This window comes from Streptomyces sp. NPDC050806 (assembly GCF_055586425.1).
Genome location: NZ_JBVJIF010000004.1, coordinates 65,325 through 80,893 on the forward strand (window position 1 = coordinate 65,325; position 15,569 = coordinate 80,893).

Annotated in this window: 12 protein-coding genes; 9 read left to right on the plus strand and 3 right to left on the minus strand. The window is 72.8% G+C overall.

The features are described 5' to 3' along the window. Position 1 precedes the first annotated feature (1 nt). Both ACZ6WH_RS13170 and ACZ6WH_RS13175 read left to right on the plus strand, forming a co-directional pair. Entirely contained in the window at positions 2–1,345 is a 1,344-nt protein-coding gene (locus ACZ6WH_RS13170; protein ID WP_469728113.1) for an aminotransferase family protein, read from the plus strand. 43 nt (positions 1,346–1,388) lie between these two features. After that, the gene (locus ACZ6WH_RS13175; protein ID WP_469728114.1) at positions 1,389–2,873 is read left to right on the plus strand and encodes an APC family permease; all 1,485 of its coding nucleotides are present in this window, start codon (positions 1,389–1,391) and stop codon (positions 2,871–2,873) included. Here the strand turns inward: ACZ6WH_RS13175 and ACZ6WH_RS13180 are convergent. Further along, positions 2,870–4,093 carry a patatin-like phospholipase family protein gene (locus ACZ6WH_RS13180; protein ID WP_469728116.1) on the minus strand — a complete coding sequence of 408 codons (1,224 nt, stop codon included), beginning with the start codon at positions 4,091–4,093 and terminating at the stop codon, positions 2,870–2,872. The genes ACZ6WH_RS13175 and ACZ6WH_RS13180 overlap by 4 nt on opposite strands. A 202-nt stretch (positions 4,094–4,295) precedes the next feature. Here ACZ6WH_RS13180 and phnA point away from each other — a divergent pair, with 202 nt between their 5' ends. The 3 genes from phnA (at position 4,296) to ACZ6WH_RS13195 (ending at position 8,230) form a co-directional block, all read left to right on the plus strand. Next, positions 4,296–5,552 carry a phosphonoacetate hydrolase gene (gene phnA, locus ACZ6WH_RS13185; RefSeq protein WP_469728118.1) on the plus strand — a complete coding sequence of 419 codons (1,257 nt, stop codon included), beginning with the start codon at positions 4,296–4,298 and terminating at the stop codon, positions 5,550–5,552. A 115-nt stretch (positions 5,553–5,667) separates the two neighbouring features. Then, entirely contained in the window at positions 5,668–7,005 is a 1,338-nt protein-coding gene (locus ACZ6WH_RS13190; RefSeq protein WP_469728120.1) for an MFS transporter, read from the plus strand. A 67-nt stretch (positions 7,006–7,072) separates the two neighbouring features. After that, entirely contained in the window at positions 7,073–8,230 is a 1,158-nt protein-coding gene (locus ACZ6WH_RS13195) for a TIGR03364 family FAD-dependent oxidoreductase (RefSeq protein WP_469728122.1), read from the plus strand. Positions 8,231–8,581: 351 nt separating this feature from the next. Here the strand turns inward: ACZ6WH_RS13195 and ACZ6WH_RS13200 are convergent, their stop codons facing one another. Continuing rightward, positions 8,582–10,060 (minus strand): aldehyde dehydrogenase family protein, encoded by a 1,479-nt coding sequence (locus tag ACZ6WH_RS13200; protein ID WP_469728124.1) that lies wholly within the window; start codon positions 10,058–10,060, stop codon positions 8,582–8,584. A 246-nt stretch (positions 10,061–10,306) separates the two neighbouring features. On the opposite strand from ACZ6WH_RS13200, the gene ACZ6WH_RS13205 reads away from it, so the two are divergent. Further along, on the plus strand, positions 10,307–11,197 hold the full coding sequence (locus tag ACZ6WH_RS13205) for an LLM class F420-dependent oxidoreductase (protein WP_469728126.1): 891 nt from the start codon (positions 10,307–10,309) through the stop codon (positions 11,195–11,197). 15 nt (positions 11,198–11,212) lie between these two features. Here ACZ6WH_RS13205 and ACZ6WH_RS13210 read toward each other — a convergent pair whose 3' ends face one another. Next, positions 11,213–13,300, minus strand: a complete 2,088-nt coding sequence (locus ACZ6WH_RS13210) for an MMPL family transporter (RefSeq protein ID WP_469728127.1) — start codon at positions 13,298–13,300, stop codon at positions 11,213–11,215. A gap of 88 nt (positions 13,301–13,388) precedes the next feature. Between ACZ6WH_RS13210 and ACZ6WH_RS13215 the strand changes: the two genes are divergently transcribed. From ACZ6WH_RS13215 to ACZ6WH_RS13225, 3 genes are all read left to right on the plus strand, one after another. Continuing rightward, entirely contained in the window at positions 13,389–13,868 is a 480-nt protein-coding gene (locus ACZ6WH_RS13215; RefSeq protein ID WP_432862065.1) for a MarR family winged helix-turn-helix transcriptional regulator, read from the plus strand. An 84-nt stretch (positions 13,869–13,952) separates the two neighbouring features. Further along, positions 13,953–14,432 carry a GNAT family N-acetyltransferase gene (locus tag ACZ6WH_RS13220; RefSeq protein ID WP_432862062.1) on the plus strand — a complete coding sequence of 160 codons (480 nt, stop codon included), beginning with the start codon at positions 13,953–13,955 and terminating at the stop codon, positions 14,430–14,432. A 68-nt stretch (positions 14,433–14,500) separates the two neighbouring features. Then, complete coding sequence (locus ACZ6WH_RS13225) at positions 14,501–15,442, plus strand: phenylalanine 4-monooxygenase (RefSeq protein WP_469728129.1); 942 nt, start codon at positions 14,501–14,503, stop codon at positions 15,440–15,442. Positions 15,443–15,569: the final 127 nt, after the last annotated feature.

Consider the following 15,569-nt stretch of genomic DNA (forward strand, 5'->3'; position numbering starts at 1 on the left):
CATGCAGCACGCCGAACTCGCCGCCGCCGACCGCGCCCGGATCATCCACCCCTATCTCCCGTCCTCCGTCGAGGAGCGGGTGGTGATGACCGAGGGCTCCGGCTGCCGGCTCACCGACGCCGAGGGGCGCTCGTACCTGGACGCCACCGGCGGGCTCTGGCTCGCGCAGATCGGGCACGGCCGCGAGGAGGTGGCGCGGACCGCCGCCGCGCAGATGGCGAAGCTGGAGTACTTCACCAGCTTCTGGGAGTTCTCCAACGACCGGGCGATCGAGCTGGCCACCCGGCTGACCTCGCTGGCGCCCGAGGGCCTGGGGCACGTCTACTTCACCTCCGGCGGCTCGGAGGGCAACGAGGCCGCGATCAAGATGGCCCGCTACTACCACCACCGGCGCGGCGAGTCCTCGCGCACCTGGATCCTGGCGCGCGACAAGGCGTACCACGGCATCGGTTACGGCGGCGGCTCGGCGACCGGCTTCCCGCTGTACCACGAGGGCTTCGCGCCGATGATGCCGCACGTCAGCCACCTCACGCCGCCGTGGCCGTACCGCACCGAGCTGTACGGCGGCGAGGACCCCTGCGACTTCCTGATCCGCGAGCTGGAGGAGCGGATCGCGGAGATCGGGCCCGGCAACATCGCGGCCATGATCGGCGAACCGATCATGGGCGTGGGCGGCATGCTGGTGCCGCCGGCCGACTACTGGCCGCGGGTGCGGGAGGTGCTGGACCGGCACGGCATCCTGCTCATCTTCGACGAGGTCGTGACGGCGTACGGGCGGGTCGGCGAGTGGTTCGCCGCGCAGCACTTCGGCGTCACCCCGGACATCATCGTCACCGCCAAGGGCATCACCTCCGGGTACACGCCGCTGGGTGCGCTGCTGGTCGGGGACCACGTGGCCGAGCAGCTGCTGCGCGAGCACGGCTTCCCGATGGGCTACACCTACAACGGTCACCCGGTCGCCGCCGCGGTGGCGCTGACCAACCTCGACATCATCGAGCGCGAGGGGTTGCTGGCCCGGGCGGTGGAGACCGGGGGCACGCTGCACAACGAACTCCAGGCGCAGCTGGGTGACTTGCCGGTGGTCGGCGAGGTGCGGTCGGTGGGCATGATGCTCGCCGTCGAGCTGGTCGCGGACCGCACGACCCGCGAGCCGCTGCCGGTGCGGCCGGAGCGGATGCCGCACGATGTGATCCGGCGCGAGACCGGCGTGATCGTACGGGACTCCGCGCACAGCATCGTGCTGTCGCCGCCGCTGGTCATGACCGAGGCGGAGGTGAAGGAGACCGTCGCCGCGATGCGCTCGGTCCTCGAACGCACCCTGCCGACCGGAGAGATCCGGGACTGATCCGTTCATCCGCAACCGGCCACGACTGGAAGGGCGCACTGCCGTGTCCGTACCACCCACCAGATCCGCACCCGCACCACCACCGCCACCACCGCCGGAGACCGTTCCCCATCTGCACCGCAGCCTGCGCCGGTTCGACATCCTGGCGATGGGCGTGGCGGCCGTCATCTCCTTCGACGTGCTGGGGCAGTTCGCCACCGGCGGAGGTGAGGCCGTCACCTGGATCGCCGTGATCGCGGTGGGCTTCCTGCTGCCGTACGCGCTGGTCTTCGCCGAGACGGGGGCCGCCTTCCCGCAGGAGGGCGGTCCGTACGTCTGGGTGAAACTGGCGTTCGGGCGCACGGCGGCGGCGCTGACCACGATGTTCTACTGGGTCACCAATCCGGTGTGGCTCGGCGGTTCGCTGGTGTTCGTCGCCGCCGAGGCCTGGGACGGCTTCGTCTTCCCGCTCGGCTCCGGGACGGTGGCCGACTACACGTTCAAGCTGCTGTTCATCTGGGCGGCGATCCTCACCGCTGTGGTGTCGCTGAGCCGCGGCAAGTGGATCACGACGGCGGGCGCCGCGGCGAAGGTGCTGGCGCTCGCCGTGTTCTCCTGCACGGCGGTGGCGTACGGCGTGGAACACGGCTTCCACGGCCTGGACCACGCCTCGTTCGCCCCCACGGGGGCCGGCTTCCTGGCCCTGGTGCCGGTGCTGCTCTTCGCGTACGTCGGGTTCGAGGCGCCGAACGCCGCGGGGGACGAGATGCACGACCCGCAGCGGGACGTGCCGGTCTCCATCGGCTTCTCCGGGCTGATCGCCGCGTGCTGCTACCTGCTGCCGGTGCTGGCGATCCTGTCAGCGGCCCCGGCCGGGCAGGTGACCGGCATCGGCGGGTTCATGGACGCGGCCCGGCTGGTCTTCACGGTGTACGGGAGCTGGAGCGGGCCGCTGCTGACCACGGCCGCCGTGGCATTCGTCTTCGCACTGCTCACCCAGGGCAGCGCGTGGATGATCGTCAGCGACCGGATGCAGGCGATGACGGCCGCCGACGGCGGGTTCTTCAGCCGCGGGCTGGGCGCGTTCCATGCGCGGCTGGGCACCCCGGTGCGGATGAACCTGCTCTCCGGGATCACCGCGACGCTCTTCATGGTCGCCGCGATGAACCTGGCGGCGGGGGACTCCGCCGCGGTCTTCGGCGTCGTGCTGACGGTCGCGATCACCACGCTGCTGCTGTCGTACCTGGTGATCGTGCCGGCGCTGGTCCGGCTGCGGCTCCGGCGTCCCGAGGTGCCGCGCCCCTACCGAGTGCCGTTCGGCACCCGTGGCTTCGTCGGCTGCGCGGGGCTCGTCTACGCCTGGATCCTGCTGGGGTCCTGGGTGGCCCTGTTCCCCGGCACCCTGGAGCGCCTCTTCGGCCTCGGCTACGCCTTCCGGGACACCTGGGGCGTCTCCCGGACGACGTTCGAGGCGTTCACCCTCGGGACGGCCGTCCTGCTGCTGGCCGTCGGCGCCCTCGGCCTCCGGGGCCGGCATCGCACGGACTAGCAGGCATCGCTCCGCCACAGCGCGTCCGGGTCGTCGCCCGCGCCGTCGAGGATCAGCTGGGCGTCCCGCTGCCCCAGCGCGATGGCCTCGTCGATGAACTCCGGCTGGAAGAGGAGGTAACTGAGCAGTTCACCCCGGCTGTGCCCCGGCCCGAGGAGCAGGGACAGCAGGGCCAGATCGAGATCGGCGAGCCGGCGGGTGCCGCGGAAGTACGTGTCGAGGACGTACGCCGCGCGCTCGCCGAGCCGGTCCCCCCGGCCGGGCGGCGGGCCGCCGAAGAGGTACTCCACGACCTCGTACGCCCGGCCGCCCGGGCTGCGGCCCCGCCCGCCGGACCTCAGCAGTTCGTCGACCTTGCCGAGCGTCCGGGTGTCCTCGATCATCCGGTCGGACAGCACGCCGTTCAGGACCTGCGCGACGACGTCCGCGACGGCCGGCGCGGGCGCGCCCCGGCCGGTGGTGCGGGGCAGGTACCGCAACGGCGTGGTCGCGACGATCACCACGCGGCGCACGCCGAGCGAGATCGCCGGTTTGATGGGCGCGTTGAGCCGTACCCCGCCGTCCATGTACCAGCCGTCGGCCTCCTCGATGTACACGGGCGGGAACGCCACCGGGATCGCGGCGGACGCCAGTACGTGTTCCTCGGTGAGCACGGTCCGGGTGTAGTCCACCGCCCGGTCGGCGTCGCTCTCCGGCAGCGTCGCGGTCCGCGGCCCCTCCACGAAGATCTCGGTGCGGCCGCTGCGGCAGGCGGTGGTGGCCACCGCGACGGCCTGCACCGCACCGCTGCGCATATTGGCGTGCAGCCGGTGCCAGTCCAGCTTCGCGCGCAGGGTCTCCCGCAGCGGGCGGGTGTCGAGCAGGCCCGACACCGGTGGGCCGGACGGGTCGACGAGTGTGGTGAGGTACTGCCGCAGAAGGGCCGGCACCGCGGGCAGGAACGCCGCGAACACCTGGTCCTTCGTCAGTCCCCGCCAGGCCCGCAGCGCTTCGTCGGCGGCCTGTCGCGCGGGCAGATGCGCCAGCGAGGCGAAGAGCACCGCGTTCAGCGCTCCGGCGCTGGTGCCGACGAACACCTCGGGCCGCCGCCCGGATTCCGCGAGCTTCGGCAGCAGCGTCGCCAGCATTCCCGCCTCGTACGCGCCCCGGGCACCGCCGCCCGCCAGGACGGCCCCCACCGCGGCGTCCTCCGGCGCATCCCCCGGGTCCCGGTCGGTCATCACCACTCCCCCTCGTGCGGACGGCCGGCGAACCGATCGCACACCGGCGCGGGGCGCCGCGCAACGGCGGAACCGGCCATGCGTTCCGGGCTATGGGCGGTATAGGAATTCCGGTGGTTCTGCCCCGCGGCGCGGCGGTGTTCCCTGGTGGGCAGGGCGGCACGACCGGCCGCCGACGTCGACCTCAGAGGTGGAACCGCACATGAAGGAAGCTGGTGCCGAGCGGCTGACCGTCAACGGCCGCGGCTACGCCCGGCCCGCCCGGCCCGTCGTCGTGGTGTGCATCGACGGCAGCGAGGACGCCTATCACGAGCGGGCCATCGCCGACGGCCGGATGCCGTTCCTGGAGCGGATGCTGCGCGACGGCAGCGATCTGCGCGCGGACTGCACGATGCCGTCCTTCACCAACCCCAACAACCTGTCCATCGCGACCGGGGTGCCGCCGTCGGTGCACGGGATCTGCGGCAACTACTTCTACGACCCGGCGGCCGGCGCCGAGGTCATGATGAACGACCCCGAACTGCTCCGCGCGCCCACGCTGTTCGCGGAGTTCTCCAGGGCCGGCGCCAGGGTCGCGGTGATCACCGCGAAGGACAAGCTGCGCCGGCTGCTGGGCAAGGGGCTGGAGAACGGCATCTGCTTCTCGGCGGAGAAGGCCGACCGGGTCACCCAGCAGGACAACGGCATCGAGAAGGTGCTGGAGCGGGTGGGCATGGAACTGCCCTCGGTCTACAGCGCCGAGCTGAGCGGGCTGGTGATGGCCGCGGGCACGGACGTGCTGGAGCGGGACCGCCCCGAGCTGATGTACCTGTCGCTGACGGACTACATCCAGCACAAGCACGCGCCCGGCTCGCCCGTGGCCAACGACTTCTACGCCATGCTGGACGGCTGGTTCGCGCGGATCGACGCGCTCGGCGCCGTCCTGGTCGTCACCGCCGACCACGGCATGAACGCCAAGAGCGACGGCGCCGGTGACGCGCAGGTGGTCTTCCTCCAGGACGAGCTGGACGCGCGGCTGGGCGCGGGCGCGGCACGCGTCGTGCTGCCGATCACCGACCCGTACACCGTGCACCACGGGGCGCTCGGCTCGTACGCCACGGTGCACCTGCCGCCGGACGCCGAAGCGGACGCGCTCCGTGCCGAGCTGGCCGCGCTGGACGGGGTGGCCGAGGTGATGGGGCGGGAGCGGGCCTGCGTCCGCTTCGAACTGCCGGCCGACCGGATCGGTGAGCTGGTGGTCATCTCCGACCGCAACACGGTGCTGGGCACCACGCCCGCGCGGCACGACATCTCCGGCTTCACCGAACCGCTGCGCTCGCACGGCGGGCTGACCGAGCAGCGGGTGCCGTTCCTGGTGAACGCGCCGGTCGGGCCGCTCCCGCAGGGCCACCGGCTGCGCAACTTCGACAGCTACTGGGTGGGCACGTCGGTGGCGGCGGGAGTGCCGCTCACCGGCTGACCCACCGGCACGCCACCCCCCTCACACGGAAGCACCACCCGGCCCCGGCGCGCCGCCGAGGCGCGCGCCGGGGCCCCGTCATGCCCGATTCCAGGCCGAGGGACAGGACACTGCCATGGCCGACCTCGCACCGCAGTCCGTACCGACACCCCCACCCGGGTCCGCGCTCGCCACGCGGGAGGCGCTGAAGCGGACGGCCCGCTGGCGCCGGCAGATCTTCGCGGTCACCTGGATCGCGTACGCGGGCTTCTACTTCGTCCGCCAGGCGTTCTCCGTCGCCAAGCTGGGCATCCTGGACGACCCCCTGGTCAACGGAGTGCTCACCGAGCAGGTGCTGGGCGTGCTGGACGCGGTGTACCTCGCGGCGTACGCGGCCGGGCAGTTCCTGTGGGGCATGTGGGCGGACCGGTTCGGGCCGCGGGTGGTGGTGGCCGGCGGCATGGCCGGTGCGGTCGTCGCCGCGTGTGCGATGGGTCTGAGCAGCGCGGTGCTGGTGTTCGGCGGCGCGATGGTGGTCCAGGGGCTGGCGCAGTCGGCGGGCTGGGCACCGCTGTGCAAGAACATGGGCAGCTTCTTCCCCGTGCGGGAGCGCGGCCGCGTGCTCGGCATCTGGAGCAGCAACTACGCCTTCGGCGGGCTCGCGGCGCCGCCGTTCCTCGGCTGGTGGGCGTACGAGGTGTTCGGCAGCTGGCACGCGGCGTTCTTCGCGGGCGCGGTCACGCTCGCGGCCGTCCTGGCGGTGTTCCTGGTCCTCCAGCGCAACACCCCGCGGGACGTGGGGCTGCCCGACCCGAACCGTACGGCGGCGGAGCCCGCCGCGGCCGGGGCGGCGGCACCGCCCCGGCGGCGCGCGCCGAGCCTGTACAAGGAGGCGTTGCGCGACCGCATGGTGCTGACGCTGGGCGCGGCGTACTTCCTGCTCAAGCCGGCCCGGTACGCGATCCTGCTGTGGGGCCCGGTGATCGTCGGCCGGCAGCTGCCGGAGGTCGGCAAGGTGGGCGCCACGCTCATCCCGGTGGCGTTCGGGATCGCGGGCGTGCTCGCACCGATCCTCATCGGCTGGGTCTCCGACACCGTCTTCCGGTCCCGCCGGGTGCCGCCGTGCGTCCTGGCACTGGTCCTGCTGACCGTCGCCCTGGCGCTGTTCATGCCGCTGACGGCGACCGGCAGCGCGGTGGTGATGATCGCGGTGCTGGCGGTGATCGGCCTGGCCGTGTACGCGGCCGACGCGATGATCAGCTGCGTCGCGGCGGTCGACTTCGGCAGCGCCGGCGGCGCGGGCACGGCCGCCGGGCTGGTCAACGGCTGCGGCTCGGTCGGCGCGATACTCGGCGGCCTGCTGCCCGGCTTCCTCTCCGGCACCGCCCTGTTCTACGGATTCGCCGCGGCCGCACTGCTCGCCGGCCTGCTGATGCTGCCGCAGTGGAACCGCCTGCCGGCCGCGGCGTCCTGAGCCACGCTTTCCGCAGCTCCATCCCGAGGTCCATCCGCAGTGCACCACCACTGAGAGGGGATCACCCATGGCGTCCCGTACCCCGAACCGCACCGAGCGCCGTGCCGACACCGCCGTCGTCGGCGGCGGCATCGTCGGCCTCGCGCACGCCCTCGCGGCGGCCAGGCGCGGCGACCGCGTCGTCCTCTTCGAGCGCGACGACCACTCCGTAGGCGCCTCCATCCGGAACTTCGGCATGATCTGGGCGATCGGCCAGCAGCGCGGCGCGATCTACGAGCGTGCCCTGCGCAGCCGGGAGATCTGGCTGGAGATCGCGGACAGGACCGGGCTGTGGGCCGTACCGGCCGGCTCGCTGCACCTGGCGCACCGCCCCGACGAGGTCGCGGTGCTGGAGGAGTTCGTGGCCACCACCCCCGCGGCCCGGGAGCGCGGTACGGAGCTGCTCTCCGCGCGGGAGACGGTGGCCCGCAGCCACGCCGCGCACCCGGGCGGGCTGCTGGGCGCCATGTGGAGCCCGACGGAGCTGAACGTCGACCCGCGGCACGCGATACCGGCGGTCGCCGCGCATCTGGCCGACGAGTACGGCGTGGACGTGCGCTTCGGCGCGACGGTCCGCAGTATCGACCTGCCGACCGTGTCGACGACGGCCGGGGACTGGCGGGTGGACCGGGTCTTCGTGTGCAGCGGGAACGACTTCGCGACGCTGTACCCGGAGGTCTTCGCGGACAGCGGGCTGGTCCGCTGCAAGCTGCAGATGCTGCGGACGGGGGTGCAGCCGGGCGGCTGGCAGCTGGGGCCGATGCTGTGCGGCGGGCTGACGCTGCTGCACTACGCGGCGTTCGAGGAGCTGGCGGCGCGGGACGCGCTGGACCGGCGGATGCGGGCCGAGCTGCCGTTCCACCGGGACAACGGCATTCACGTACTGCTGTCGCAGACGGCGGACGGGCGGCTGACGATCGGCGACAGCCACGCGTACGCGACGACGCACGACCCGTTCGAGAGCGAGGAGATCAACGCGGCGATCATGGATTACCTGGCGGGCTTCGCGCGGCTCCCGGACACCACGGTCACCGAGCGCTGGTCGGGTTTCTACCCGTCCCTACGGGACGGCCGCACGGAACTGGTGACCGACCCGGAGCCCGGAGTGACGGTGGTCAACGGGGTCGGCGGCGCCGGGATGACGCTGTCCTTCGGGCTGGCCGAGGAGATCGTGGCGGCGCGCTGAGCGACGCGGAGGGGCGCGGCCCGCCGCGCCCCTCCGCCCTTGTGAGACAGCTCACCCTTTTACGGTGGAATGCCCGGGGCGCCCCGATTGCTGACACAGGTGCGACTGCCGGTGGAACTGTGTCCCCGGGCCTCACCTATTGCCCGTGGGGAAGATCGTTCGGCTGAAGCCCCACGGAGCCTTTCGCCGAGAGGCGACCGCCACCGGCAGCCGCACCGGACCGCCCCGACCGGCCTCCCCCGACCGGTCGGGGCCCTTCTCGTGAGGGGTCGGCCGTCATGGCCCCGATGCACCCGACGACACCTTCACCATCGTCGCCGCGGCCGTCCGACGCGCCCGGCCCCGCAACACCTAGTAGCTGATGCACGCCGAGTGCCACTCCGTGTAGAAGTCCCACACCTGCGGGGAGCACTCCGGCGGGCCGTACTGGGAGGCCTTCGCGCCGACGTGCGGCAGGTGGGCGTACGCGCCCACGCCCGGGCGGTTGACGTGCAGCATGCCCGCCTCGAAGCGTTCGATGGCCTCGAAGGCGCGGGACTGCGAGGCGGTGAAGATGGTGCCGGACATGCCGTACTTCACGGAGTTGGAGATCCGCATCGCGTCGTCGAAACCGTCGGCGTCGACCACGGCCAGCACCGGGCCGAAGACCTCCTCCTGGGCCAGTTCGCTGTCCCAGGGCACGTCGCGGATGACGGTGGGCCGGACGTAGCAGCCGTCCGGCAGCCCGCCGCCGGTGGCGCGGCCACCGCCGCACAGCACCTTGCCGCCGTCGCGCTGCGCCCCCGCGACGGCCGCCAGCGCCGCGTCCATGCGGGCCGGGTCGACCACCGGGCAGATCTGCGAGGACGGGTCGTCGCCGGGGCCGACCTTCATGTCCGCGACCCGGGCCACCAGCCGGTCGAGGAAGGCGTCCCGTACCCGTACGTCGACGACCGCCCGGCTGGTGGCGCTGCACCGCTGCCCGGCCTGTCCGAAGGCGCCGTGCACCACGGCGTCGACCGCTCCGTCCAGGTCCGCGTCGGCCAGCACGATCACCGCGTTCTTGCCGCCCAGTTCGAGCTGCGTACGGAGCAGCCGGTGGGCGCCACCGGCGTGGATGGCGGTGCCGACGGGCAGCGAGCCGGTGAAGCTGATGCCGGCCACGGCCGGGTTGGCGACCAGCGCCTCGCCCGCCGCGACGTCGCCCTGGACGAGGTTGAGGACGCCGTCGGGCAGCCCCGCCTCGTGGAAGACCTCGGTCAGCAGGGCAGCGGTGAGCGGGGTGAGCGGCGACGGCTTGAAGACGGCCGTGCACCCGGAGAGCAGCGCCGGGGCGACCTTCCACATGGGGATGGCCAGCGGGAAGTTCCAGGGTGAGATCAGACCGACGACGCCGATGGGGCGCCGGAAGGTGTACGCGAACGTACGGTCCTCCTCGGCGGGCGCGGTGACGCCGCCGAGCAGCCGGGCCTGGCCTGCGGTGAAGTCCAGCACGGCGCGGGCCCTGGCCACCTCGCCCTGTGCCTCGCGGAGCAGTTTGCCCTGCTCACGGGTGATGGCACGGGCGAATTCCGCGGCCCGGTCGGTGAGTACGCGGCCGGCCTCGGTGAGGATCGCGGCGCGGCGGATGGGACCCAGCTCGCGCCAGGCGGGCAGGGCCGCCGACGCGGCGTCCACCGCGCGGTCCACGTCGACGCCGCCGGACTCGGCGAACTCGCCGATCCGGTCGGTCAGATCGGCCGGGTCGAGGTTGGTCCTGGTCTGGCCGGACTCGGCCGGGCTCCACCGGCCGTCGATGAAATTCAGCAGGTGGTGCGCTGCCACGGGCTCCTCGGCGGAAAGGTGTGCCATGCCCCGTCCCTTCGCTGGACATCTGCGGAGACTGCTGTGACGTGCTCGGCCACAGCCAATCGCCAGGCTGTCCCAGTGAAGGTGCGGGCACCATCCGGGAATTGTGAATGGCCCCGATAGCGCTGCCCTATCTGGCACTGTGACGGCGGGCGCGCCTGGCACCTCCGCGCAGCCGGCACCGGCCGGCAGGCGTACGCGACCCGCGGCACCACAGGCCGGCGACAACAGAAGACACCAGGAGGCCCGATGACCCGTCCGTTCCGCTTCGGCGTCAACACGCTCGCGATCGCCTCCGCCGACGAGTGGCGGAAGAAGTGCCGGCAGGCCGAGTCGATCGGCTACGACGTCCTGCTCGTCCCCGACCATCTCGGCATGCCCGCGCCGTTCCCCGCGCTGGTGGCGGCGGCCGAGGCCACCGAGCGGCCGCGGGTGGGCACCTTCGTGCTGAACACCGGTTTCTGGAACCCGGCGCTGCTGGCCCGCGAGGTGGCGACCACCGACGCGCTCACCGGCGGCCGTCTCGAACTCGGCCTGGGCACCGGGTACGTGAAGGCCGAGCACGAGTCGGCCGGGCTCCCCTGGGGCAGTCCGGGACAGCGGGTCGGCCATCTGGCCCGCACCATCGAGGAACTGGACCGGCTGCTGGCCGATCCGGAGCACGTACCGCACGCCGTGCAGACGCCGCGGCCGCCACTGCTGATCGGCGGCAACGGCCCGCGGATGATGCGGCTGACGGCGCGGCACGCGGAGATCGCGGCGTTCCAGGGCGGCCGGCAGGCGCCGGGCAAGCCGGAGGGCACGCTGGAGCTGGCCACCGCCGAAGAGCTGGACGCGACGGTCGCCGGCTACCGGGAGGCGGCGGCGGACCGCGCCGTCCCGGCCGAGCTGAACATGCTGATCCAGCGCGTGGTGATCACCAACGACCGCCGGGCGACGGCCCGGGAGTTCGCCGCGTACTTCGAGAACCTGGACGAGGACCAGGTGCTGGACGCGCCGACGCTGCTGTTCGGCACGGTCCGGCAGCTGGCCGACCAGCTCCGGGAGCGCCGCGAGCGGTACGGGTTCTCCTACATCACGGTCCTGGACGCGGCCCTGGAGACGTTCGCTCCGGTCGTCGAGGAGCTGCGGGGCACCTGAGGCCCGGCGGCGGCCTCACCGGGTGGCGTCGGCCGGGGCGTCGTGGCGCAGCCGGCCGGGCCACCACACCGCGGGACCGATGTCCCGTACGAGCGCAGGGACGAGGAGGGAGCGCACGACGACGGTGTCGAGGAGCACGCCGAAGGCCACGATGAAGGCGATCTGGGCGAGGAACGCCAGCGGGATGACGACGAGTGCCGCGAAGGTGGCCGCCAGCACCACCCCGGCGGACGTGATGACGCCGCCGGTGCTCACCAGGCCGCGCAGCATGCCCTGCCGGGTGCCGTGCAGCAGGGTCTCCTCGCGCACCCGGGACATCAGGAAGATGTTGTAGTCCACGCCCAGCGCCACCAGGAAGACGAACCCGTACAGCGGTACCGAGGCGTCCGTGCCGCTGAAGCCGAAGACGTGCTCGAAGACCAGGCCGGAGATGCCCAGCGTGGCCAGGTAGTTGAGCCCGACCGTGGCGACCAGGAGCAGCGGCAGCAGCAGTGAGCGCAGCAGGAAGACGAGGATGGCGAGGATGACGGCGAGGACGACGGGGATGATCAGGGCCCGGTCCTCCTCGGCGGTGCGCTGGGTGTCGTACTGCTGGGCGGTGTAGCCGCCCACCAGGGAGCCGGGGTCGACGGTGTGCAGCCGGTCGCGCAGGGCACTTACGGTCCGCTTGGCGGCGTCGCTGTCGGGTGTGTCGGCCAGCGTGGCGTCGATCCGTACGCGGCCGTCCACGACCAGGGGCGCGCCGCCGGGCCGGCCGGAGGCGCCGACGGCGCGCGCGCCGTCGACCCCGGGGGTGGCGGCGGCGGCCTTGACGACCTGGTCGCGCCGGTCCGCCGCGGCGATGACGACGACGGGCTGTCCGGAGCCGCCGGGGAAGTGTGCGCTCAGCGTCCGCTGGGCGCTGACGGACGGCGCGTCGTTGATGAACAGGTCCTCCATCGGCACGCCGCGGGAGTCCAGCGCCGGGAAGAAGGCCGCCGCCGCGGCGAGCACCGCGCAGGTGGTGATCCACAGCCGGCGGGGCCGGGTGTCCACCCAGGTCGCGACGCGCTGCCACAGGCCGTGTCCGGCCGTCCCCTCGGCGTGCGGCTTGGCGGGCCAGAGGGCGGCCCGGCCCAGGAGGGCGAGGACGGCGGGCAGGAAGGTCAGTGCGGACAGCACGGCGCACACGATGCCGATGGCTCCGACGGGGCCCAGCGCACGGTTGTTGGTCAGGTCGCTGAGGAGCAGCGCCAGCAGTCCGAGCGCGACGGTGGCGGCACTGGCGCCGATGGCGGCCGCGGACCGGACCACCGCGGCCCGGGCGGCGGTGAAGCGGTTGCCGCGCCGGGCCAGTTCCTCGCGGAACCGTGCCGTCAGGAGCAGCGCGTAGTCGGTGGCCGCGCCGATCACCAGGATCGAGAGGATGCCCTGCACCTGGCCGTCGACGCGGACGACGTCGTGATCGGCCAGTACGTAGACGACGGCGCAGGCGACGCCGAGGGCGAACACCGCGCTGACGATGATGACCAGTGGCAGCAGGACGCTCCGGTAGACCAGCAGCAGGATCACCAGCACGGCGGCCAGGGCGACGCCCAGCAGGATCCCGTCGATGCCAGCGAAGGCGTCGGAGAGGTCCGTCCGGCTCGCGGCGGGCCCGGCCACCTGCACCTTGGTGCCGCCGACCTGCTCGGCGGTCTTCGTGACGTCCTGGAGGACTCCGGAGAGCCGGTCGCCCAGGTCGGGGCGGAGCTGCACGATGCCTTCGAGTGCGCGCCGGTCCTCGGAGACGAGCGCGGGCGACGGCCGTTCCGTCACTCCCTCGGCCTTCGCGAGGTCCTGCAGCGCGCGGGTGGCCGCCGCCTGCTGGGTTGCGGTGAACCGCCCGTCGTCGTCCCGGGTCCACACCACGATGGCGGGCAGCGTCTCGCTCCGGTCGAAGTCCTGCTGCGCGTCGATGACCCGGGTGGACTCCGCGCTCTGCGGGAGGAATGCCGCCTGGTCATTGGTGGCGACCTCGCCCAGCTTGCCGGCGTAGGACCCGAAGACTCCTCCCAGGGCCAGCCATACGAGTACGAGGACCAGCGGGACCGCCCAACGGGACGGTCGGCGTGCGGTGTTCATTCACTGTCCAAACGGAGTGGGCGCGGTACGCGGACAACTACCTCGACCATAAAGTATCTCAACGATTGAGTCATCCTATCCTTGACGCATGCACTCTCCCCGCCGGGAGCCCTCGGCCCCTCCCGCCACCGACCTGCAGGCCTTCGCAGTCCTGCTGCGCCGGATGAACAGCGAGTTCAACCGCATCGCCCACGACTTCGCGCAGGATCACCACCTGCACACCACCGATATCCAGGCCCTGTCCGCGATCATGGATGCCCAGGCCGAGGACGGACAGCCCATGACACCCGGCCGGCTGCGCGAACGGCTCAACCTCACCTCGGGCGCCGTCACCGCCTGCCTGGACCGCCTGGAACGCGCCGGCCACATCAGCCGCATCCGCGACGCCGGCGACCGCCGCGTGGTCCATCTGCACTACAACGACAGCGCACGCCAACTGGCCCGGCGCTACTTCCACCCTCTCGCCCGCAGCACGGACGCCGCCCGGAGCCAGTTCGACGGCGAGCAGCTCGCGACCGTCACCGCCTTCCTCCAGGCCCTCAACCACGAGCTCGCGCAGGAGCGTTGACGCGCGGAGGCGCCGGGCCCCGCGACCGTCTTGACTGGTGAAACCGGGTGGCCCGGGGCCATCGGCCGATGGTGGGATGCCAGCATGAGTGATCTTCGTATCCGTGCCGCACTGCCCGCAGAGATCGACGCCGTGCTGGCCTTCTGGAAGCTGGCCGCCGAGGGAACGAGCATCAGCGACGACCGGAACGGCGTGGCCCGGCTGGTCGTCCGCGACCCGGAGGCGCTGCTGCTCGCCGAGCGGGACGGCGAACTGGTCGGCACGGTGATCGCGGGCTTCGACGGCTGGCGCTGCCATCTGTACCGGCTGGCGGTGCACCCCGAGCGGCGCCGGCAGGGCATCGGCCGGGCGCTGCTGGCGGCGGCCGAGGAGCGGTTCGCGGCGCTGGGCGGGCGGCGTGCCGACGCGATGGTGCTCGACCGCAACGACCTCGCGCACCAGGCGTGGCAGGCGTCCGGGTACGCGCCGGAGCCGCAGTGGAGCCGCTGGGTCCGGCATCTGGAGGGCCCGGGGGCCGCCGACGGCGCGCCGGACGCCGGGGCGCGGAGCGAGGTCGAGGCGTAGGGCGGACGGAGCGGTGCGCGCGGCGCGTCGGCGGGTCCGGGCCGCCGGTCCGGCCGACCATGCTGTGCATGATCGATGTGATGGCACAGACGCCGGTGTCCCCCGACGGCCGACTGGGCAGGGCCGAGGAGCACCCGGGCCACGCCGACCGCGCGTACGTCCGGCGGCGGGACCGCATCACGGCCCTCGCGACGGGGCACCGGGTCGGCGCGCCCTCCCCGCTCGTGGAGTACACCGCGGAGGAGCACGCGACCTGGCGCACCGTGCTCGCCGCGCTGGCCGACGCCCAGCGGGGGCGGGTGTGCCGCGCGGTGGCCGCGGCCCGGGAGCGGGCGCCCGTGCCGGCGGACCACGTCCCCCAGCACGCGGAGGTCGGCGACCGGCTGCACGAGCTGACCGGCTTCCGCTTCACCCTGGCCGGGGGCATCGTGCCCAACGCCCGCTTCCTCGGTTCGATGGCCGACGGCTACTTCCACGCCGTGCAGTACGTACGGCATCCGGCGATGCCCCTGTACACCTTCGAGCCCGACGTCCTGCACGACATGCTCGGCCACGGCACGCATCTGTGCGATCCGTGGTTCGCCGAGCTGTACCGCACGGTGGGCCGGGCCGCGGCCCGGGTCACGTCCGACGACGCGCTGGACCTGATCAGCCGGGTGTACTGGTACACGCTGGAGTACGGCGTCGTCCACGAGGACGGCCGGCCGAAGGCGTACGGCGCCGCGCTGCTGTCGTCGTACGGTGAGCTGCGGCGATTCGACCGCGCCGACATCCGGGCCTGGAACCTCGCCGACATCGCGGCCCGCCCGTACCAGGTCGCCGGATACCAGCCGGTCCTGTACGCCGTCGATTCGCTCGACCGTCTCGCCGAGACGCTGCACGGCTTCCTCGACGACTTCGACGAGTCCACCCGCGACCGCCTGGGGCTGCCACCCTTGGAGCAGCGGGGGTTCATGGGGCGTCCCGCGCCGGAGCGGCCCGCTGCCCCCGCCGTCCCGCCGAACAAATGATCAATCGAGTTTTTTGCCGGTCCTTTACTATGGATACTCCCCCGGCTGCTGGATACACGGAATCCGCGGCCCCACCCCCGAGGAAAGGTGTGAGCGTCCGGCCATGGGCGACCCTCCTAGTTGCAGT

What these genes read in the sequence shown, in the direction of transcription:
- ACZ6WH_RS13170 (WP_469728113.1), top strand. Translation starts at nt 2, where the DNA reads ATGCAGCACGCCGAACTCGCCGCCGCCGACCGCGCCCGGATCATCCAC.
- ACZ6WH_RS13180 (WP_469728116.1), bottom strand. Translation starts at nt 4,093, where the DNA reads ATGACCGACCGGGACCCGGGGGATGCGCCGGAGGACGCCGCGGTGGGG.
- phnA (WP_469728118.1), top strand. Translation starts at nt 4,296, where the DNA reads ATGAAGGAAGCTGGTGCCGAGCGGCTGACCGTCAACGGCCGCGGCTAC.
- ACZ6WH_RS13190 (WP_469728120.1), top strand. Translation starts at nt 5,668, where the DNA reads ATGGCCGACCTCGCACCGCAGTCCGTACCGACACCCCCACCCGGGTCC.
- ACZ6WH_RS13195 (WP_469728122.1), top strand. Translation starts at nt 7,073, where the DNA reads ATGGCGTCCCGTACCCCGAACCGCACCGAGCGCCGTGCCGACACCGCC.
- ACZ6WH_RS13200 (WP_469728124.1), bottom strand. Translation starts at nt 10,060, where the DNA reads ATGGCACACCTTTCCGCCGAGGAGCCCGTGGCAGCGCACCACCTGCTG.
- ACZ6WH_RS13205 (WP_469728126.1), top strand. Translation starts at nt 10,307, where the DNA reads ATGACCCGTCCGTTCCGCTTCGGCGTCAACACGCTCGCGATCGCCTCC.
- ACZ6WH_RS13210 (WP_469728127.1), bottom strand. Translation starts at nt 13,300, where the DNA reads ATGAACACCGCACGCCGACCGTCCCGTTGGGCGGTCCCGCTGGTCCTC.
- ACZ6WH_RS13215 (WP_432862065.1), top strand. Translation starts at nt 13,389, where the DNA reads ATGCACTCTCCCCGCCGGGAGCCCTCGGCCCCTCCCGCCACCGACCTG.
- ACZ6WH_RS13220 (WP_432862062.1), top strand. Translation starts at nt 13,953, where the DNA reads ATGAGTGATCTTCGTATCCGTGCCGCACTGCCCGCAGAGATCGACGCC.
- ACZ6WH_RS13225 (WP_469728129.1), top strand. Translation starts at nt 14,501, where the DNA reads ATGATCGATGTGATGGCACAGACGCCGGTGTCCCCCGACGGCCGACTG.